Source organism: Micromonospora chokoriensis, assembly GCF_900091505.1.
Taxonomy (GTDB): Bacteria; Actinomycetota; Actinomycetes; order Mycobacteriales; family Micromonosporaceae; genus Micromonospora; species Micromonospora chokoriensis.
The window spans coordinates 4,309,440-4,328,524 of record NZ_LT607409.1; the positions used below are offsets into that span (position 1 = coordinate 4,309,440).

The 19,085-nt window shown below is 72.5% G+C and carries 15 protein-coding genes; 11 read left to right on the forward strand and 4 right to left on the reverse strand.

Going from position 1 to position 19,085, the window contains the following annotated elements; translation table 11 throughout:
- The first annotated feature begins 92 nt into the window (after positions 1–92).
- From GA0070612_RS19870 to GA0070612_RS19885, 4 genes are all read left to right on the forward strand, one after another.
- Complete coding sequence (locus GA0070612_RS19870; RefSeq protein WP_088989277.1) at positions 93–947, forward strand: S1 family peptidase; 855 nt, start codon at positions 93–95, stop codon at positions 945–947.
- An 84-nt stretch (positions 948–1,031) separates the two neighbouring features.
- Positions 1,032–2,051, forward strand: coding sequence for a sugar kinase (locus tag GA0070612_RS19875; protein ID WP_088989278.1), 1,020 nt, complete (start codon positions 1,032–1,034; stop codon positions 2,049–2,051).
- Between the two features lie 63 nt (positions 2,052–2,114).
- Entirely contained in the window at positions 2,115–2,729 is a 615-nt protein-coding gene (locus GA0070612_RS19880) for a bifunctional 4-hydroxy-2-oxoglutarate aldolase/2-dehydro-3-deoxy-phosphogluconate aldolase (RefSeq protein WP_088991630.1), read from the forward strand.
- Between the two features lie 232 nt (positions 2,730–2,961).
- Positions 2,962–6,675, forward strand: a complete 3,714-nt coding sequence (locus GA0070612_RS19885; RefSeq protein ID WP_088989279.1) for a S8 family serine peptidase — start codon at positions 2,962–2,964, stop codon at positions 6,673–6,675.
- A gap of 62 nt (positions 6,676–6,737) precedes the next feature.
- On the opposite strand, the gene GA0070612_RS19890 is transcribed toward GA0070612_RS19885, so the two are convergent.
- On the reverse strand, positions 6,738–7,286 hold the full coding sequence (locus GA0070612_RS19890; RefSeq protein WP_088989280.1) for a GNAT family N-acetyltransferase: 549 nt from the start codon (positions 7,284–7,286) through the stop codon (positions 6,738–6,740).
- Positions 7,276–9,330 carry a penicillin acylase family protein gene (locus tag GA0070612_RS19895; protein WP_088989281.1) on the reverse strand — a complete coding sequence of 685 codons (2,055 nt, stop codon included), beginning with the start codon at positions 9,328–9,330 and terminating at the stop codon, positions 7,276–7,278. The genes GA0070612_RS19890 and GA0070612_RS19895 overlap by 11 nt, the downstream gene beginning before the upstream one ends.
- A gap of 309 nt (positions 9,331–9,639) precedes the next feature.
- Here GA0070612_RS19895 and GA0070612_RS19900 point away from each other — a divergent pair, with 309 nt between their 5' ends.
- From GA0070612_RS19900 to GA0070612_RS19920, 5 genes are read left to right on the forward strand one after another with little or no spacing between them, the layout of a single operon-like run.
- Positions 9,640–11,178 carry a pyridoxal phosphate-dependent decarboxylase family protein gene (locus GA0070612_RS19900; protein ID WP_231924263.1) on the forward strand — a complete coding sequence of 513 codons (1,539 nt, stop codon included), beginning with the start codon at positions 9,640–9,642 and terminating at the stop codon, positions 11,176–11,178.
- Positions 11,179–11,238: 60 nt separating this feature from the next.
- Complete coding sequence (locus tag GA0070612_RS19905; RefSeq protein WP_088989282.1) at positions 11,239–12,516, forward strand: lysine N(6)-hydroxylase/L-ornithine N(5)-oxygenase family protein; 1,278 nt, start codon at positions 11,239–11,241, stop codon at positions 12,514–12,516.
- Positions 12,513–13,106 (forward strand): GNAT family N-acetyltransferase, encoded by a 594-nt coding sequence (locus GA0070612_RS19910; RefSeq protein ID WP_088989283.1) that lies wholly within the window; start codon positions 12,513–12,515, stop codon positions 13,104–13,106. The genes GA0070612_RS19905 and GA0070612_RS19910 overlap by 4 nt, the downstream gene beginning before the upstream one ends.
- Positions 13,103–14,947 (forward strand): IucA/IucC family protein, encoded by a 1,845-nt coding sequence (locus tag GA0070612_RS19915; RefSeq protein ID WP_088989284.1) that lies wholly within the window; start codon positions 13,103–13,105, stop codon positions 14,945–14,947. Before GA0070612_RS19910 ends, GA0070612_RS19915 begins: the two co-directional genes overlap by 4 nt.
- 49 nt (positions 14,948–14,996) lie before the next feature.
- Positions 14,997–15,497 (forward strand): anthrone oxygenase family protein, encoded by a 501-nt coding sequence (locus tag GA0070612_RS19920; protein ID WP_231924264.1) that lies wholly within the window; start codon positions 14,997–14,999, stop codon positions 15,495–15,497.
- 12 nt (positions 15,498–15,509) lie between these two features.
- Here GA0070612_RS19920 and GA0070612_RS19925 read toward each other — a convergent pair whose 3' ends face one another.
- Entirely contained in the window at positions 15,510–15,983 is a 474-nt protein-coding gene (locus GA0070612_RS19925) for a MarR family winged helix-turn-helix transcriptional regulator (RefSeq protein WP_088989286.1), read from the reverse strand.
- A 138-nt stretch (positions 15,984–16,121) separates the two neighbouring features.
- Between GA0070612_RS19925 and GA0070612_RS19930 the strand changes: the two genes are divergently transcribed.
- Together GA0070612_RS19930 and GA0070612_RS19935 are read left to right on the forward strand one after the other, a co-directional pair.
- A complete protein-coding gene (locus GA0070612_RS19930) occupies positions 16,122–16,682 on the forward strand; it encodes an NADPH-dependent FMN reductase (RefSeq protein WP_088989287.1) in 561 nt (186 codons plus the stop codon).
- A gap of 85 nt (positions 16,683–16,767) precedes the next feature.
- Positions 16,768–18,060, forward strand: a complete 1,293-nt coding sequence (locus tag GA0070612_RS19935; protein WP_088989288.1) for an MFS transporter — start codon at positions 16,768–16,770, stop codon at positions 18,058–18,060.
- Between the two features lie 519 nt (positions 18,061–18,579).
- Here the strand turns inward: GA0070612_RS19935 and GA0070612_RS19940 are convergent.
- On the reverse strand, positions 18,580–19,065 hold the full coding sequence (locus GA0070612_RS19940; protein ID WP_088989289.1) for a GNAT family N-acetyltransferase: 486 nt from the start codon (positions 19,063–19,065) through the stop codon (positions 18,580–18,582).
- Positions 19,066–19,085: the final 20 nt, after the last annotated feature.

The window sequence follows — 19,085 nt, forward strand, 5'->3', positions numbered from 1 at the left end:
TCGGGGAAGAGGACGGCCGGAGGTTGCCACGGCGTCGGACGCCGGACGATGCTTGACCGCATCCACCGATCTCGATCTATCCGGAGGTTCGGATGCGCCGCTCCCCGCTCGCCGCCGTCGTCCTGACCGTTCTCCTGCTCGTCGCGCCCGGAGCGGCGCAGGCCGCCGTCCCCGACCGAGCCACCCCCGCCGACCCGGCGGCCGTGCTGGCCCAGGTGCGCACCGCCGGCACCTCCTGGGGCCACGACCCGGCCAGCGGTCGGATGACCCTCACCGTCGACGAGACAGTGGCCCCCGCCGAGCTGACGGCACTGCGGGCGGTGGCCGACCGGGCCGGGGCGCTGCTCCGCCGCGAGCCCGGAACGCTGCGCCCCCTCATCGCGGCCGGCCAGGGCATCTACGGCGGCGGGGCGCGTTGCTCGCTCGGTGCGAACGTGCGCAGCGGCAGCACCTACTACGTGGTCACGGCAGGGCACTGCACCAACGCCGCCAGCACCTGGTACGCCGACAGCGCCCAAACCACAGTGCTCGGCACCCGCACCGCCACCAGCTACCCGACCAACGACTACGGCCTGATCCGCTACACCGGTCGGATCGCCCACCCGAGCGCCGTCTACACCTATCCCGGTCTGCTGACCGTCTACGGTGCCGGCAACGCGTACATCGGGCAGGCGGTGTGCCGCAGTGGTGTCACCACCGGGGTGCGCTGCGGCACTGTCACCGGGCTCAACCAGACCGTCAACTACGCCACCGGCGTGATCTACGGCCTGATCCGCACCAACATCTGCGCCGAGCCGGGAGACAGTGGCGGGCCGCTCTACGTGGCGTCCACCGGCACCATCCTCGGCATCCTCTCCGGCGGCACCGGCAACTGCACCGCCGGCGGCACCACCTTCTACCAGCCGATCTCGGAGGTGCTGGCCGCGTACGGGCTGACGCTGCCCTGACCGGTGACGGGGCGGGTTGCCCGTCTCGCACCTGACACCTAGGCTCGGCGACGCCCAGGACCCCGCCGCGAGGACGTGTGCCCGATGCCGACCGACCCCCGACAGGTTCGCTCGACCGCCCCGGCCGGCCGTACGCCGGTCGAGGTCGCCGCGGTGGGGGAGACGATGGTGGTGCTCTGCCCCGCCCCCGGTGAGCCGTTGGAGGACGCCGACCGGGTCGCCGTCTCGGTGGGCGGCGCGGAGTCCAACGTGGCCGGTTACCTGGCCCGCCTGGGGCATCAGGTCACCTGGGTGAGCCGCGTCGGCGACGACCCCTTCGGCCGGGCCGTGGTCCGGCACGTCGCCGCCGCCGGCGTCCAGGTGGACCAGGTGGTCGTCGACCCCACCGCCCCCACCGGCCTGTACCTCAAGGACCCGGGTCCGGAGGGCACCGCCGTGCACTACTACCGGGCCGGGTCGGCGGCCTCCCGGATGGACCCGGGCACGCTCGCCGACCCGGGGCTGGCCGGTGCCCGTGTGCTGCACCTGTCCGGGATCACCCCGGCGCTCTCCGCGTCCTGCCGGGCGCTCGTCGAGCACGCGGTGACCGCCCGCCCGCTGACCGGCGCACTGGTCAGCTTCGACGTCAACCACCGGGCCCGGCTGTGGTCCGCCGAGCAGGCCGCACCGGTGCTGCGTGACCTCGCCGACCGGTGCGACCTGGTCTTCGTCGGTCAGGACGAGGCACAGACGCTGTGGGGCACCACCGACCCGGCGGCCGTACGCCGGCTGCTGCCCACCCCGGAGACGGTGGTGGTCAAGGACGGCGCGGTGGGCGCCACCACGTTGCGCCGCGACGCCGAGCCGGTCTTCGTACCCGCGCCCCGGGTGACTGTGGTCGAGCTGGTCGGCGCGGGAGACGCGTTCGCCGCCGGCTACCTGGCGGGTCTGCTGCGCGACCTCGACCCCGTGCGGCGGTTGCGCCTCGGTCACCTGATGGCCGCGCAGGCGTTGACCAGCAGCGGCGACAACGCCCCCGTCCCGCCGTGGGCCTGGTTCGAGGATCTGCTCGCCGCCCCCGTCGAGGCCTGGTCACCGCTCGACCTGACCGCCACCCCGGTCTGAGTCGTCGGGATCCGGCCGGACCACCAGGCAACCGTTTCACCGCGACATCGGATGGAGTGCACCATGACCACAGCGGACTTCGACCACATCTTCGGCGGCGCCCGGGTGATGGCCATCCTGCGCGGCCTGCCGGTCGCCGAGACCGTCCGGCTCGCCGAGCGCGCCTGGGACCTCGGCATCGACGTGGTGGAGGTCCCGGTGGCCACCGCCGACGCGGTGCCGGCGCTGCGCGCCGCCGTCGAGGCGGGTGCCGACCGTGGCCGCATCGTCGGCGCGGGCACCGTGCTCGACGTCGAGCAGGTCGCCGCCTCGGCCGACGCGGGTGCCGCGTTCACCGTCGCGCCCGGCCTGGACCTGGCGATCGCCGACGCCGCTGCGGCGCGGGGCCTGCCGCACCTGCCCGGTGTGGCCACCCCCACGGAGGCCCAGCAGGCGCTGCGGCACGGCCTCACCTGGCTCAAGGCGTTCCCCGCGATCACCCTCGGCCCGGCCTGGTTCAAGGCTCTCGCCGGCCCGCTGCCCCAGTTGCGCTTCGTCGCGACCGGCGGCCTCGACGCGGGCAACGCCGCCCCGTTCCTGCAAGCCGGCGTACGGGTGGTGGCGGTCGGGTCGGCCCTGTCCGACCCGACCCAGCTCGACCACCTCGCCGAGCTGGCCCTCAAGCCCCCAACCCCGTAACCCCCAACCCCGGCCCCGGCCCACCCTCGCCCCGTCGATCATGGACTTGTGGTGGGTTCGAAAGCCACATCTGACCTGATCTCGGGCACCACAACTCCATGATCGACGGAGTGGGGGGTGGGGTGGCGGGTTTGTGCCATGGCTCAAACGCGCCGCGGGTTGGTGGGGGACGAGAGGTGGGCGTGGCGTCGATGCTGTGCTGCGTACCACTTCTCGACACAAAGAGGTCATCTTGGCTCTGTCTCGCCGGCGTCGCCGATCCGGGCTGATCGCCCTCGGCGCCGCCCTCACCCTGGCGGCCGGGTTCACCCCACCCGCCGCGGGGGCGTCCGCCGCCCCGCCCACCAGCCCCGAACGCCCGCTCGGGACTCCTCCCGCCGCCGCCGGACGCGCGTCGACCGTCACCCTGATCACCGGTGACACGGTCACCGTCACCACCGGCGCGGACGGCAGCACCGTCTCGACCGTGCGCCGGCCGGACGGCAGCACGCCGAGCTTCCACCGCACCGTGCTCGACGGCGACACCTACGTCTACCCGGACACGGCGCTGTCGTACGTCACGAGCGGTGTGCTGGACCGGCAGCTGTTCAACGTCACCGACCTCATCGCCGACGGGTACGACGACGCGCACACCGACCAGTTGCCGCTGATCGTCACCATGACCGACGCGGCGGCCCGGGCCCGCACCCGACCCACAGTGGACGGTGCCACGCTGGTCCGACCGTTGGACAGCGTGCAGGGCGCGGCGCTGACCCGCGAGCGTTCCACCGCCGGCCGGTTCTGGGCCGCGCTGACGGCCGGTGCCGCCCGCCGCACGGGCGACGCCCCGGTCCTGGCCAACGGCATCGCCAAGGTGTGGCTGGACGGTCGGGTGCACGCCGACCTGGCCGAGTCCACCGCGCAGATCGGCGCGCCGAAGCTGTGGGCCGAGGGGAACACCGCGGCCGGTGTCGACGTCGCGGTGCTCGATTCCGGCGCGGACGCCGAGCACCCGGACCTCGCCGGTCAGATCGCCGCGTCCAGCAGCTTCGTGCCGTCGGAGCCCGACATCCTCGACTACAAGGGCCACGGCACCCACGTCGCCTCGACGATCGCCGGCACCGGCGCGGCCTCCGGCGGTGTCGAGAAGGGCGTCGCCCCCGGCGCCCGGTTGCACGTCGGCAAGGTTCTCAACAGCGAGGGCAGTGGACAGGACTCCTGGATCATCGCGGGCATGGAGTGGGCGGCCCGGGAGCAGAAGGCCCGGGTCGTCAGCATGAGCCTGGGCGGTGAGGCCACCGACGGCAGCGACCCGATGAGCCAGGCGGTCGACCGCCTCAGCGCCGAGACCGGCGCGCTCTTCGTGATCGCGGCCGGCAACAGCGGCCCGGCGAGCATCGGCAGCCCCGGTGCCGCCAATTCCGCGCTGACCGTCGGTGCGGTCGACGCCACCGACCACCTGGCTGACTTCTCCAGCCAGGGCCCGCGTGCGGGCGACGGTGGCCTCAAGCCCGAGGTCACCGCCCCCGGTGTGGACATCCTGGCGGCCCGTTCCCACCTGGTGCGCGGCGGCTCGGGGGACTACACGCTGATGAGCGGCACGTCGATGGCCACTCCGCACGTGGCCGGCACGGCCGCGTTGGTCGCCGCCGCGCACCCCGACTGGACCGGTCAGCGGATCAAGGAGGCGCTGGTCAGCACCGTCAAGGCCACCCCCGGGTACACCCCGTACCAGGCCGGTGCCGGCCGGGTGGACGCGGTCGCCGCCGCGCACGCCACCGTCTTCGCCACCCCGAGCGCCTACTCCGGTTTCCAGGGCTGGCCGCAGCAGCCGGGATCGACCGTCGACCGGACGGTCACCTACACCAACGTCGGCGGCGCGCCGGTCACCCTGAAGCTGGCCGTCGACGCGGCCACCGCACCGGCCGGCCTCTTCGCCCTCTCCGCCGACACGGTCACCGTGCCGGCCGGCGGCACCGCCACCGTGACGGCGACGGCGGCGTACGACAAGCTGCCGGTGGAGAAGCAGGTCAGTGGCATGATCGTCGCCACCGACGACGCCGGGACGGTCCGTGGCCGCACCCTGATCGGGGCGGGCAAGGAGGGCCAGCGGCAGAACCTGACGCTCGTCGCGAAGGACCGCGACGGTAAGCCACTCGCCGGCAAGGTCATCCTCACCACCGACGGTCTGTTCACCGCCGTGGACCTGCCCGAGAGCGGCACCGCCACACTGCGGCTGCCGGTGGCCACCTGGTCCGGCTGGATCTCCGCCGACGTGCGCGGCGTGCACGGGCCGCGTTCCAAGGGCATGGCGATGCTCAGCTTCACCGACGTCACACTGGACCGCGACCGCACCGTCACCCTCGACGGACGGGGTGCCCGGCAGGTGCGGGCCGTCGTGCCGCAGGAGGCCACCGCCACGTCGTTGCGGATGGACATCCACCGGTCCTCCGGGGCCAGTCTCACCGAGAGCCAGGTGCTGCCCGACGACTCGTACGACAGCATGTGGGCGTTGCCGACGGGCCGTAAGGTCACCGACGGCGAGTTCGAGTTCGGTGCCCGGTGGCGCCTCGAACAGCCGGCGTTGACCGTCTCGGCCGGCGGCCGCTCGTACGACGATCTGATGGTGAAGCGTTCGACCCCGGCGCTGCCGGCCGGTCGTCACCAGCTGGACGCGGTCTACGTCGCCGACGCGTCGGCGGCCGGATTGGCGAAGCGGCCGGTCCGGGACCGGGCCGTGGTGGTCCGGCGCAGCGACACAGTGGACATCGCCACCCAGGCGCAGGCCGCCGCCGCGGCCGGAGCCAAGCTGCTGCTGGTCGTCAACGACGGTGTCGGGCGGCTCCAGCCGTGGGACGAGTTCGTGTGGAGCCCGGAGAACCCCGCCCCGGTGACCGTCGCCACCGTGGGCGCCGACGAGGGTGACCAACTCATCGCCTCGGTGCAGCACGGTCCGGTGCGGCTGACCGTCGAGTCGCACCCGGAGACCAGCTACCTGTACGACGTGGCGCACCACTGGACCGGCGCGGTGCCGGGCGACGTCACCTACCGGCCGGCGAAGCGGGACCTGGCCCGGGTGGACGTGGAGTTCCGCAACTACCGGCAGGGCAAGGCGTTGGAGTTCCGCACCGACATCTGGCGGGGTTGGGCGTCGAGCAACCAGGAGACCGCCCCGGCGCAGGGCCGGCGCACCGACTGGGTGAGCGCCGACCAGCGGTGGGTCGACGACGCGTACATCGTCGGTGAGACCGGGCAGCACCTGATGGGGGTGACCGCGTACCCGGCGGGCAAGCCGAGCGCCGTCACCTGGTTCGGCCCGATCCAGCGCCCCCGGATGGGTGGGAGCTACACGCCCGTGCGGTACCTGGACACCGTCTACCTGCCCGCTCCCGGCTGGGGCGACGGTGGTGGTCACATCGGTGACGCGTACGCCAACTTCGACATGGTCAACCGGACCACCCTCTACCAGGGGGACAAGGAGCTGAGGTGGGGCAACGCCGAGTACCTCCAGGTCGCCGGCCTGGCTGAGCAGCGACTGCCGTACCGGCTGGTGGTGGAGAACGACCGCGCCGCCTGGACCAACCCGTACTCGCGGAAGACCCGCACCGAGTGGGGCTTCAGCTCGGCGGTCACCGGGGAGGAGTCGGCGGAGGTGCTGCCGATGATCCAGTTGGACTACCGGGTGGACATCGACCGGGACGGAAAGGCGTCGCGGCGCGCGCCGCTCACCGTTGTCGCGTCGCACCTGCCCGAGGTCTCCGGCACGGTCGGCGCGGTCACCGTCGAGGTGTCCTACGACGACGGCGCGACCTGGCAGAAGCCGCGTCTGACCCGGCACGGCGACGGGTGGCGTCTGTCGCTGGCCGCGCCGGCGAAGGCCGGCTTCGTCAGCCTGCGGACCACCGCGCGCGACGCCGCCGGCAACACCGTGGACCAGAGCATCACCCGGGCGTTCGGCCTGCGCTGACGCCACGGTCACTGGCCGCCGGTCGGACTGCCTCACGCAGCCCGACCGGCGGCCGGCCCGTTTCAGCCCCCCGGTCGGTCCAGGAAGAGTAGGCGGGCGCGCTTCTCCGGCAGGTCGATCAGGGGTCCGGGCCGGAATCCGGTACGCAGGAACCGGTTGATGGCCCGCTCGTTGCGGGCGTCCGGCTCGATCACGACCCGCCGCCGGTCCGGGTCGGCGAGGACGAAGTCGAGGATCGCGCCGAACAGCGCGCCGGTGAACCCGCGTTCGACAGTTGTCGGGGGCCCGACGAGCAGGTGGACCCCGACGTCGCCGGGGCGTACGTCGTAGCACTCGCCGACCGGGTCCGCCTCGGGCTGGTAGGTCTGCGCCAACGCGGCCGGCACCCCGTCGCGGTGCACCAGGTACGCGTGGTGCGTGACCAGCGAGTCCAGGTACGCGTAGATCTCGCGCACCCGTTCGCGGCTCGCCTCCCGCATCCCCCAGAAACGGGCCCGGTCCTGCGTGACCCAGGCGTGCAGCAGGTCGACGTCCTCGTCCGGCCGCACCGGGCGGATGGTGACCGTCCCGAATCCGTCGACCTCGCTGTGGTGGTGGCGATCAGTGCTCATCCGGCTCCTCGACGAGTCGGTCCCAGTCGGTGACGATCGGCAGCAGGTCGCCCGCCAGCCACGCGGGGCTCTGGTCGGCGTGGTGCGTGTCGCCGGGCACCCCGCACGCGCCCAGCGGCACCACCCAGCGGCTGTCGTCGCGCCGCGCCAGATCCCAGACGAAACGCGCCGCCGGCCCCCGGAAACACCAGTGGGTGACCCCGGGGACGCTGGACGTGGACAGCACACAGTCGTGGTCGCCGTCGAGGCGGGGGCCGGGGCCGGCGTCCGGGTCGGGCAGCGCCCGCCAGGCCGCCAACCGGTGCAGGTCCCCCCAGCGCGCCGGCCCGGCCGTCGCCTCGGCGACCTGCTCGGCCGCCGCGCGCACCACCGCCGCCGGGTCCACGCCGGGCAGCGCACGTCCCCCGAGCAGGTGCTCCAGCGCGTAACCGACGCGCGGCGTCACCGCCAACCAGGGCGCTAACACCTCGGGGTACGCGGGCGGCTCGGCCAGCGCGGCCAGCGCCGGGTGCGCGGCGATCCGCCGTACGACAGCTGTCCGCAGTGTGGCGAAGGCCGCCGCGTCGACGCTGTCGGCGGTCATCCGTCGGTCCCAGCGCAGCAGCCGGTCCCGCAGCGCGGCGGCCTCCGGGCTGAGCCCGTCGACCTCGGCCAGCACCGTCAGCAGTGGCCCGGCCGAGCCCAGGTACGTGTCGGTGTGCACGGTGGCCATCCCGTCGGCCGTCCAGCCCTGCCCGGCGTCGAGCAGGTCGGCGATGCGGCGTGCCCGGTGCGGCGCGGCGAACTCCACGCCCAGCGGCGTCGCCAGGCCACGCTCGTTGGCCATCACCGCCCGACCGGTCACCTCGGCGCGGGGCATCGGCGCGTACCACCCCTGCCAGGTGTACGCGTCGTCCCACCCGGGGACGACCCGCCGGCCGTTGTCCGGATGGCGTACCGGGACCGTCCCGGCGACCCGGTGCAGCAGCCCTCCGGCGGTGTCCGCCGCCTGCACCACGTTGACCGGCTCCACCCAGTGCCGCAGCGCGTGGTCCACATCGGTCACGGTGCGGGCGCGCAGCAGCTCCGGCAGCGCCGCGAAACCCAGCTCGGCGCGGACCCTGGGCGGGTAGCGCAGGCTGATCGCCGCCTCGTCGCCGGGTCCGCCGACGATCACCGGACCCCGGTCGGTCTCCAGCACCTCGACCTCGACCGGCTCCGCCCCGGCCACCTCGATCGTCTCGACGTGGCGGTGCACGGACCGCCAGCCGTCCGGGCCGAGCGCCTGCACCTGCCCGTCCTGGCGGCGCAGCCGCTCGGCGTACAGGTCCTGGTAGTCGGCCATCGCGTTGGTGATCGCCCAGGCCGCCGCCCCGGTGTGCCCGAAGTGCGCGATGCCCGGGACACCGGGCACCGCCAGCCCGATGACGTCGTACTCCGGGCAGGCCAGCCGGATCTGCTGGTAGACGCCCGGGTCCTCGATGAACCGGTGCGGGTCGCCGGCGAGCAGCGCGCCCCCGGTGCCGGTGCGGTCGGCGGTGAGCAGCCACCCGTTGCTGCCGGCGACGGTCGGTACGTCGGTGGCGAACGCGTCGACCAGGTCCGGGCCGAGCCGCTGTGCCACGTGTTCGCGCCACAGCTTGCCGGGGAACCCGGCGAACAGGATGTGGTGGCCCAGCCAGACGGCGAGCGGGGTCCACGGCTCCCACCGGCCGGGGCTCAGCCCGGTGGCGGCGAACTCCGGCGCGCGGGCCGCCCCGGCGGCGAGGCCGTCGTTGACCCCGTCGACGTACGCGCCCACCCACTTCGCGGTCGCCGGGTCGAGCGCGGCGTGGCAGCGACGCGCGGTGTCGTCGAGTCGTACCCGTCGGGCGAACCGGTCCCAGTCGAGCGCGTCGATGCCGAGGAACGCCGCGCTGGTGCCCTGGGACCGGTGCCGTTCCACCTCGATCTGCCAGGCTCGGTCGTACGCTGTCACCCGCCCCTGGGCCGCCGCCAGCGCCAGGGGGTCATCGGCCCGCAGGTGCGGAACGCCCCAGGGGTCGCGGAAACGTTCGGCGCTCATGCTGGCCGCCGGGCGGTGGTGGCGGAAGGCAGATCGGCGCGTGCCGCCTGGTGAGGGGGGTGGGCCGGGGTGGGGGCCGTGCCCGAGGTGGGCACCGATGGTGCCGGTCTGGTCACGGTGGGTGTGGCGTCCAGTGTGGGCTCCGGGGATTCGTAGGACTCGGCGAACCGCTGTTGACAATATCGGAGGTTAGGCTAACCTAACTCAGCCCCGCCAAGAAGGTCAGCTGAACGGCGGCACCGCCCCCGAGGCGCGCGAGCGCCCGGGGCGGTCTTTGGCTGCCCTCGTCGAGAACGTGGAAGGACACCCGTGACCGTGCAGACGTACCCCGTCGAGACCACCGCGCCGTCCGCGGTGCCGGCCGCCGCGCGGGCCCACCTGCTGCACGACGGTTCGGTCGAGCAGTACCGGCGGATCATCGCCGACGGCGTCGACCGGGTCGCCCGTCGGGTCGCCACCGTCGACCGTCCCGTCACCGGGATCACCCCGGCCGAGCTGGGCCCAGTGGTCGACCGGGTGGACCTGGACCGGCCGTTGGGCGACGCCGGCGCCGCGCTGGACGAGTTGGAGGACGTCTACCTGCGCGACGCCGTCTGGTTCCACCACCCCCGCTACCTCGCCCACCTCAACTGCCCGGTGGCCATCCCGGCGCTGCTCGGCGAGGCGGTGCTCACCGCCGTGAACTCCTCACTGGACACCTGGGACCAGAGCGCGGGGGCGACCCTCATCGAGCGGCGGCTGATCGACTGGACCGCCGCGCGAATCGGCCTCGGCCCCGACGCCGACGGTGTCTTCACCAGCGGCGGCAGCCAGTCCAACCTCCAGGCGCTGCTGCTGGCCCGCGAGGAGGCGTGCGTCGACGCGGTCGGCCCGGCGGCCCGTGCCGAGCTGCTGCCCCGGCTGCGGGTGCTCACCTCCGCCGCCGGTCACTTCAGCGTGCAGAAGTCGGCCAAGCTGCTGGGGCTCTCCCCGGACGCGGTGGTCGTGGTCCCCACCGACAGCCGGCGCCGGATCCGCTCGGCGGCGGTGCGCGCGGAGATCGCGCGGTGCCGGGAGGCCGGGCTGGTGGTGATGGCGGTGGTCGCCACCGCGGGCACCACCGACTTCGGCTCGATCGACCCGTTGACGGAGCTGGCCGCGATCTGCACGGCGACCGGCGTGTGGCTGCACGTGGACGCCGCGTACGGCTGCGGTCTGCTCGTCTCGCCGACGCGCCGACACCTGCTCGACGGCATCGAACGGGCCGACTCGGTCACCGTCGACTTCCACAAGTCGTTCTTCCAACCGGTCAGCTCCAGCGCGCTGCTCGTCCGCGACCGGCGGACCCTGCGGCACGCCACGTACCACGCCGACTACCTCAACCCGGCCCGGATGGTCGAGCAGCGCATCCCCAACCAGGTCGACAAGAGCCTGCAGACGACCCGCCGCTTCGACGCGTTGAAGCTCTGGCTGACCCTGCGGGTGATGGGCCCGGACGCGCTCGGCGCGCTCTTCGACGAGGTGGTCGACCGGGCCGCCGACGCCTGGCAGCTGGTCAGCGAGGACCCCCGGTTCGAGGTGGTCACCCGCTCGGAGCTGAGCACCGTGGTCTTCCGCTACCTGCCCACCGGCCCCGGCCGGGAGCTGGCCGACGCGGCGAACCTGCACGCCCGCGAGGCCCTCGCGGCGTCCGGCCTCGCCGTGGTCGCTGGGACCCGGGTGGACGGCCACCACTTCCTGAAGTTCACACTGCTCAACCCGGCGACCACCGTCGACGACGTCGACCACGTGCTCGAACTGATCGCCCACCACGCCGGCCGGTACGTGCGCGAGCACACCCCCGCCGACCTGACCTGCACCGTCGGCTGACGCCGACCCGACCTGCACCGTCGGCTGACGCCGAACACGAAACCGCGCCTGGAGACTCGCATGTCCACCCACGACTTCGTCGCCATCGGGCTGGGCCCGTACAACCTGGGCCTGGCCTGCCTCACCGCGCCGATCGACGACCTGGACGGGGTGTTCCTGGAGGCCCGTCCCAGCCTGGCCTGGCACCCCGGCATGCTGCTGGAGTCGGCCCGGTTGCAGACCCCGTTCATCGCCGACCTGGTCAGCCTCGCCGACCCGACGTCGCCGTACTCCTTCCTCAACTACCTCAAGGAGATCGGTCGGCTCTACCCGTTCTACATCCGGGAGAGCTTCTACCCGTTGCGCAGCGAGTACGACGCGTACTGCCGGTGGGCGGCGGCGAAGCTGCCGAACCTGCGCTTCGGCCGGGCCGTGACCACAGTGGAGTTCGACTCCGCCGACGAGCGGTACGTGGTGCGGGCCAGCACCGGCACGGGGGAGACCGTGGAGTACCGGGCCCGGCACCTGGTGCTCGGCACCGGCACCCCGCCCTACCTGCCCGACGCCGTGGCCGCGCTGCCCGGGGACGCCGTGCACAACTCCCGCTACCTGGAGCACCGCGACGCGCTGCGCACCAAGCGCAGTATCACTGTGGTGGGCAGCGGGCAGAGCGCCGCCGAGATCTACCACGACCTGCTCGGCGACATCGACCGGTACGGCTATCAGCTCAACTGGGTGACCCGTTCACCGCGGTTCTTCCCGCTCGAATACACGAAGCTGACGCTGGAGATGACCTCACCGGACTACGTGGACTACTTCCACGCGCTGCCCGAGGCGACCCGCTACCGGTTGGAGTCCGAGCAGAAGGGGCTGTTCAAGGGGATCAACTCGGACCTCATCAACGACATCTTCGACCTGCTGTACGCGCACAGCGTCGACGGGCCGGTGAACACCCGCCTGCTCACCAACACCGAGCTGGTCGGCGCCGACCACCAGGACGGGACGTACACCCTCCGGTTGCGTCAGGTGGAGCAGGAGCGCGACGCCACGCTGCGGACCGAGGGGCTCGTCTTCGCCACCGGCTACCACTACCGGGTGCCGGAGTTCCTCGACCCGGTGCGCGAGCGGATCCGCTGGGACGCGCACGGCCGCTTCGACGTGGCTCGCAACTACAGCATCGACCACAGCGGGCGGGGCATCTTCCTGCAGAACGCGAGCACCCACACGCACAGCATCACGTCGCCGGACCTGGGCATGGGCCCCTACCGCAACTCCTGGATCATCTCCGAGCTGCTCGGCCGGGAGCACTACCCGATCGAGAAGAGCATCACGTTCCAGGAGTTCGGGGTGCCGTCGTGAGCGTCGTCTTCGCCCGCGTCGACGACCGGCTCGGCGAGTTCGCACTGCGGACGCTCGACCCGGACGCGGACGCCGCGCTGCTGCATTCCTGGGTGACCCACCCGAAGGCGGCGTTCTGGCTGATGCAGGACGCCGATGAGGCCCGGGTGGCCGAGGAGTACCAGCGGATCGTCGCGCACCCGCACCACGACGCGTACCTCGGGCTCTGGCGGGGGAGTCCCGTCTTCCTCGCCGAGCGCTACGACCCGGCCCACGTCGAGCTGGTCGGCCTCTACGACCACCACCCCGGTGACGTGGGCATGCACTTCCTCTGCGCCCCGGGCGGCACGCCGGTGCACGGCTTCACCCGGGCGGTGCTGACCACCGTCATGGCGTGGCTCTTCGCCGACCCGACGGCCCGGCGGGTGGTGGTCGAACCGGACGTCCGCAACACCGCCGTGCACGCGTTGAACGCGGCCGTCGGCTTCGAGGTCGTCGGGCCGATCGCCAAGCCGGAGAAGGACGCCCTGCTCAGCGTCTGCACCCGCGCCCAGTTCGAAGCCGCCGTCGACCGTCCCGCCACCACCCGAACCGAAGGAGCCCCGGCGTGACCGTCACCGCCGTCCCCACCCCGACGTCCACCTTCACCGGGCACGCCGCCGGCAGTCCGGTCGATCACCTCACCCCGCAGCGCTGGGCCCGGGCCAACCGGTTGCTGGTCCGCAAGGCGCTCGCCGAGTTCACCCACGAACGCCTGCTCAACCCGGTGCCCGTGCCGGGCACCGACGACCGCCGGTGGTACGAGGTCAGCAGCGACGACGGCACCGTCACCTACCGGTTCGCCGCGCGGGTGCTCGCCCTGGAGCACTGGCAGATCGACGCGGACAGCATCACCCGGCACCGCGACGGCACCTCGACGCCACCCGACGCGGTGGACCTGGTCATCGAGTTGCGCGACACCCTCGGGCTCTCCGCGCGGGTGCTCCCGGTCTACCTGGAGGAGATCACCTCGACGCTGGCCGGCATCGCGTACAAGCTGGCCCAGGCCGCGCCGAGCGCCGTGGAGCTGGCCGAGGCCGACTTCCAGACCATCGAGACGTCGATGACCGAGGGCCACCCCTGTTTCGTGGCCAACAACGGTCGGCTCGGCTTCGGCGTCGACGAGTACCACAGCTACGCCCCGGAGGTCGCCGCACCGATCCGGCTGGAGTGGCTGGCCGCGCACCGGGATTACTCGACGTTCAGCAGCGCCGCCGACCTCGACTACGACACCCTCATCGCGGGTGAGCTGGACGCGCAGACCCGGGCCCGCTTCGCGGCGACGATGGCCGATCTCGGGCTGGACCTGGCCGACTACCACCTGATCCCCGCCCACCCGTGGCAGTGGTGGAACAAGCTGGCGGTCACCTTCGCCGGGGAGTTGGCCGAGCGCCGGCTGGTGCACCTCGGCCCCGGTCCGGACGTGTACCTCGCCCAGCAGTCCATCCGCACGTTCTTCAACGTCAGCGAGCCGAGCCGGCACTACGTGAAGACCGCGCTGTCGGTGCTGAACATGGGCTTCATGCGGGGGTTGTCGGCCGCGTACATGGCGGCGACCCCGGCGATCAACGACTGGCTCGCCGACCTGATCGCGGGCGACGAGGTGCTGACCGGCACCGGGCTGACCGTGATCCGGGAGCGGGCCGCGGTGGGTTACCGGCACCGGCAGTACGAGGCGGCGACCGACCGCACCTCCCCGTACCGCAAGATGTTGGCCGCCCTGTGGCGCGAGAGCCCGGTGCCCGACCTGGCGCCGGGGCGTCGACTGTCCACCATGGCCGCGCTGCTGCACGTGGACAGCGAGGGTGGGTCGCTGGCGGCGGCGCTGATCACCCGGTCCGGGTTGACGCCCGAGGTGTGGCTGCGCCGTTACCTGGACGCCTACCTCACCCCGCTGCTGCACAGCTTCTACGCCCACGACCTGGCGTTCATGCCGCACGGCGAGAACGTCATCCTCGTCCTCGACGAGAACGACACCGTCGAGCGGGTGATCTTCAAGGACATCGCCGAGGAGATCGCGGTGATGAACGCCGACGTCGAGTTGCCGGAGGCGGTCGAGCGGATCCGGGTCGAGGTGCCCGACGACACCAAGCTGCTGACCATCTTCACCGACGTGGTGGACTGCTTCCTGCGCCACCTCAACGCGGTCCTGGTCGAGGCCGGCGTAATCGGTGAGGACGACCTCTGGCGTACGGTCGCGGCCTGCGCCGCCGACTACTTCGACCGGGTGCCGCACCTGGCCGAGCGGGTCCGCCACTACGACCTGTTCGCACCGGAGTTCACGCTCTCCTGCCTCAACCGGCTCCAACTGCGCAACAACCAGCAGATGATCGACCTGGCCGACCCGTCGGCGGCTCTCCAGTTCGTCGGCACCCTCACCAACCCCCTCGCCGCCCACGCCCCGGCCCGCTGACCGTGCCCGGGTCTGGTCAGGGGGCGTGCCAACGGGTGCAATGGGGCCCATGGGATTGTTGAGTACCGTGAGCCTGGTCGCCGCCACCGTCACCACCGGCCTGACCGCCGGGCTGTTCGCCGCCTTCGCGTACGCGGTCATGCCGGGGCTGGGCCGTGCCGATGACCGGACGTTGGTGCTCGCCATGCAACGGATCAACGAGTCGATCCTGAACGGCTGGTTCGCGGTCTGCTTCGGTGGCGCGCTGCTGTTCACGCTGCTGGCGGCGGCGCTGCACCTGGCCGCCGACCGCCGGGCCGCGCTGCCGTGGGTCGTCGCCGGGCTGCTGGCCTACCTGGTCGTGCTCGGCGTCACCGCGGTGGTCAACGTGCCGCTCAACAACGTGCTGGCCCGGGCCGGGGACGTCGACCAGGTCACCGACCTCGCGGCCCTGCGGGAGCGCTTCGAGACCACCTGGGTACGCGCCAACGTGGTCCGGGCCGTCGCGTCGACCGGGGCGTTCGGCCTGCTGGCCTGGGCCCTGGTGGTGGCGGGACGGCACTCCGGCTGAGTCGTTCCCGGCTCAGCCGGTCGTCTCCGCCGCACCGGCCTGCCGGAACGCGCGGGCCAACCGGGCCAGGTCGTGTCCGTCGAAGTGCTGGAGGAACCGGCGGCGTACGGCGGCCAGGTGGCTGGGCCAGGACTCTTCCAGGCGGGCGAAGCCCGCGTCGGTGAGGACGGCGTTCCAGCCCCGGGCGTCCTCCTCGCAACGCTCCCGCTTGACCAGACCCTGCGTCTCCAACCGGATGATCGTCCGGGTCATGCCACTGAGCGAGAGGTAGCAGAGCGCGGCGAGTTCGTGCATGCGCAGCCGGCGGTCCGGTGCCTCGGACAGGTTCATCAGGGCGGTGTACTCGGTGAGTGGTAGCTGACGGTCACCGACCATGTCCGCGTCGATCGTGCGGGGCAGCACGTACATGACCTGGCCCAGGGCACGGACCAAGGCCTCTTCATCAGGGGTGAGGGGTTGCGGAGTCTCTGCGGAGAGGTTGGACATCCTCATATCATACTTGTTTGACTGAGCAAATGGTTACCCTCCGTGTGACAACGACCATAGGCCGAGTATTTGCTTGACCAATCAAGCACCGGTTAGCGTTCTCGCCGTCAGGTAAGGACCCTCTGAAAGGCGCCACACATGACCAGGATCGGGATCATCCTCGGAAGCACCCGTCCGGGGCGTAACGGGGAAGCCGTCGCCCGCTGGGTGCTCGAGATCGCCAAGCAGCGCACCGACGCGGAGTACGAGCTGATCGACCTGCTCGACTACCAGCTGCCGCACCTCGACGAGGCGTACCCGCCCTCGATGGGCCAGTACTCCCAGCCGCACACCAAGCGGTGGGCCGAGACCATCGCCTCGTACGACGGCTTCGTCATCGTCACCCCCGAGTACAACCACTCCACCTCGGGTGCCCTGAAGAACGCCATCGACTTCCTGTACGCCGAGTGGAACAACAAGGCCGTCGGCTTCGTGAGCTACGGCTCGGTGGGCGGCGCGCGCGCCGTGGAGCACCTGCGGCTGATCTCCGGTGAGCTGCAGATGGCGGACGTGCGCTCGCAGGTCGCGCTGTCGCTCTTCACCGACTTCGAGAACTTCAGCACCTTCAAGCCCGGCCCGTTCCAGCAGGACGCGCTGACCACCACGCTCGACCAGGTGGTCGCCTGGAGCGCCGCGCTCGCTCCGCTGCGCAAGGCCTGACCGCTCTGCGTTTCCCGGAAACGGCCGTGGGGGATCCCCCACGGCCGTTTCCGTGCGTTCGGCAGTCGTGCCACCATCCAGTGCCATGAGTACACCGACCGCTGGCGCCGCTGGTAGGGCTCCGCTGTGGCGGGACCGCACCTTTGGCACGTACTGGATCGCGCAGTCGCTCTCGGCGGCCGGCGACTCGTTCGCCTACCTCGCGGTGCCGCTGCTGGTGCTCCAGGCGACCGGGTCGGTGGCGCGGATGGGCCTCCTCACCGCCGTCGCGGGCGCGGCGTCCGTCGCCGCCGGGGTCTTCGGCGGGGTGCTGGTCGACAGGTACGACCGCCGCACCCTGATGATCGTGGCGGACCTGACCCGGCTGGTGCTCTACGGCCTGGTGCCGTTGGTGTGGCTCGCCGGCCCACAGGTGTGGCTGCTCTTCGTCGTGCTGCCGATCTGCGAGGCGGCCGGCATGGTGTTCCAGGTCGCCGCGGTGACCGCCGTGCGCAACCTCGTCGACCGGGATCGGATTACCGAGGCCAACGGCCGGTTGCAGGCGACGTACGCGGCTGCCGCCGTCCTCGGGCCGCTGCTCGCCGGTGTGGTGGCGGCCCGCTTCGGCCCGGCGACCGCCGTCGCCGTCAACGCGGCGAGCTTCGCGCTCTCCGCGGCCGGACTGTGGCTGATCCGTCTGCGACCCGCGCCGGTCGACACCGCCCCGGTGGCCCGGGAGCGCCCGTTGGCCGAGTTCCTCGCTGGGGCGCGGTTCCTGTGGGGACAGCCCGTCCTGCGCGCGCTGACCGTTCTGTTGTCGGTCTTCATCTTCCTGACCTACGGCTTCGTCGACGTGCTGATCTACCACGTCACCCATGACCTGGGCGGCTCCGAGGGCACCGTCGGCACGGTGCTCGGTCTGGCGGCGCTGGGCACTGTCGCCGGCGCGCTGCTGGTGGCCCCGCTGCGCCGGCGACGCGGATTCGGCGCGACCTGGATCGGCGCGCACGCCGTCTGCGGTTTCGCGGTGGCGGGCGTCGGCATCGCGACGAGCGTGCCGGCGGTCACTGCGCTGACAGCGGTGTACCTGTGCTGTCTCAGCATCGGCGGGATCTGTTCGATGTCGCTGCGCCAGGAGATCACCCCCGACCACCTGCTCGGCCGGGTGACGTCGGCGTTCTGGAGCACGCACTACGCCCTCGGTCCCGCCGGCGCTGTCGTGCTGACCTGGGCCGCCGCCCGGTTCGGGGTCGCGGCCGTCACGCTCGCGGCGGGAGCGGGATGCCTGCTGGTGGCGGTCGCTGGCCTGTTCACCCCGGTCCGTCGTGCGGGCGTCTCGCCGGCTGCGGCGCAGCCGGGAGTCCGCGTCGCCCCGGCCGCCGGCACCGCAGGTGGTTGAGGCCCTTTCGAGCTGATGTCGCAAACGAATCACCCGGCGGAGGCGGCTCGCCCGGCTGGCAGCGAGCCGCCGGGCTGGCAGCGAGCCGCCGGGCTGGCAGCGAGCCGCCGGGCTGGCAGCGAGCCGCCGGGCTGGCAGCGAGCCGCCGGGCTGGCAGCGAGCCGCCGGGCTGGCAGCGAGCCGCCGGGCTGGCAGCGAGCCGCCGGGCTGGCAGCGAGCCGCCCGGTCGGCAGCGAGCCGCCTGATCGGACGCGACTCGCCTGGTCCAGCGAACCGCTCGGTCGGCCAGTGACTCGCCTGGTCGGCCAGTGACTCGCCTGGTCGGCCAGTGACTCGCCTGGTCGGCGGCGAGCCGCCTGGTCGGCGGCGAGCCGCCTGGTCGGCGGCGAGCCGCCTGGTCGGCGGCGATTCGGTTGTCGTGAGGGCGACTCGGTCGACGCCGGCGGGCACTGATTCGTTTGCGACATCAGCTCCAAAGGCGCCGACCGGCGCACTGCGGTCCTGAGCGGAGCGCTCCGGTCAGAACTCCTGGTACATGACGTGCAGGCCGACCCGGCCGAGGGTGGGGTGACGGAACGCCCCCGGCACCGTGCCGATCACCGCGAAGCCCTCCCGCCGGTACAGCTCCACCGCCGAGCGGTTGCTCTCCGCGACGGCGTTGAACTGCATGCCCGCGTACCCCTGCTCGCGGGCCCACCTCAGGGTGTCGCGGCACAGCGCGGTACCGACGCCCCGGCCCCGGGCGTCGGCGGCGACCATGAAGCTCGCCGTGGAGACGTGCGCGCCCGGCCCCGGTTTGTTGGTGCCCATCTTCGCGGTGCCGAGCACCCGCCCACCGTCCACCGCGACGACGGTGCGCCCCGGCGGGGCCTCGACCCACACGGCGTACGACTGCTCGGCGGTCATCGCCGGGTCGTAGGTGAAGGTCTCCTGAGCTCCAATCACCTCCTGGATGATCGGCCACACCTGCGACCAGTCCTCGTCGACGAACTCCCGAATCAGCACCGGGGGAGGTTAATCCCGCG

What these genes read in the sequence shown, in the direction of transcription:
- GA0070612_RS19895 (WP_088989281.1), bottom strand. Translation starts at nt 9,330, where the DNA reads ATGAGCGCCGAACGTTTCCGCGACCCCTGGGGCGTTCCGCACCTGCGG.
- GA0070612_RS19875 (WP_088989278.1), top strand. Translation starts at nt 1,032, where the DNA reads ATGCCGACCGACCCCCGACAGGTTCGCTCGACCGCCCCGGCCGGCCGT.
- GA0070612_RS19925 (WP_088989286.1), bottom strand. Translation starts at nt 15,983, where the DNA reads ATGTCCAACCTCTCCGCAGAGACTCCGCAACCCCTCACCCCTGATGAA.
- GA0070612_RS19935 (WP_088989288.1), top strand. Translation starts at nt 16,768, where the DNA reads ATGAGTACACCGACCGCTGGCGCCGCTGGTAGGGCTCCGCTGTGGCGG.
- GA0070612_RS19870 (WP_088989277.1), top strand. Translation starts at nt 93, where the DNA reads ATGCGCCGCTCCCCGCTCGCCGCCGTCGTCCTGACCGTTCTCCTGCTC.
- GA0070612_RS19920 (WP_231924264.1), top strand. Translation starts at nt 14,997, where the DNA reads ATGGGATTGTTGAGTACCGTGAGCCTGGTCGCCGCCACCGTCACCACC.
- GA0070612_RS19930 (WP_088989287.1), top strand. Translation starts at nt 16,122, where the DNA reads ATGACCAGGATCGGGATCATCCTCGGAAGCACCCGTCCGGGGCGTAAC.
- GA0070612_RS19880 (WP_088991630.1), top strand. Translation starts at nt 2,115, where the DNA reads ATGACCACAGCGGACTTCGACCACATCTTCGGCGGCGCCCGGGTGATG.
- GA0070612_RS19890 (WP_088989280.1), bottom strand. Translation starts at nt 7,286, where the DNA reads ATGAGCACTGATCGCCACCACCACAGCGAGGTCGACGGATTCGGGACG.
- GA0070612_RS19905 (WP_088989282.1), top strand. Translation starts at nt 11,239, where the DNA reads ATGTCCACCCACGACTTCGTCGCCATCGGGCTGGGCCCGTACAACCTG.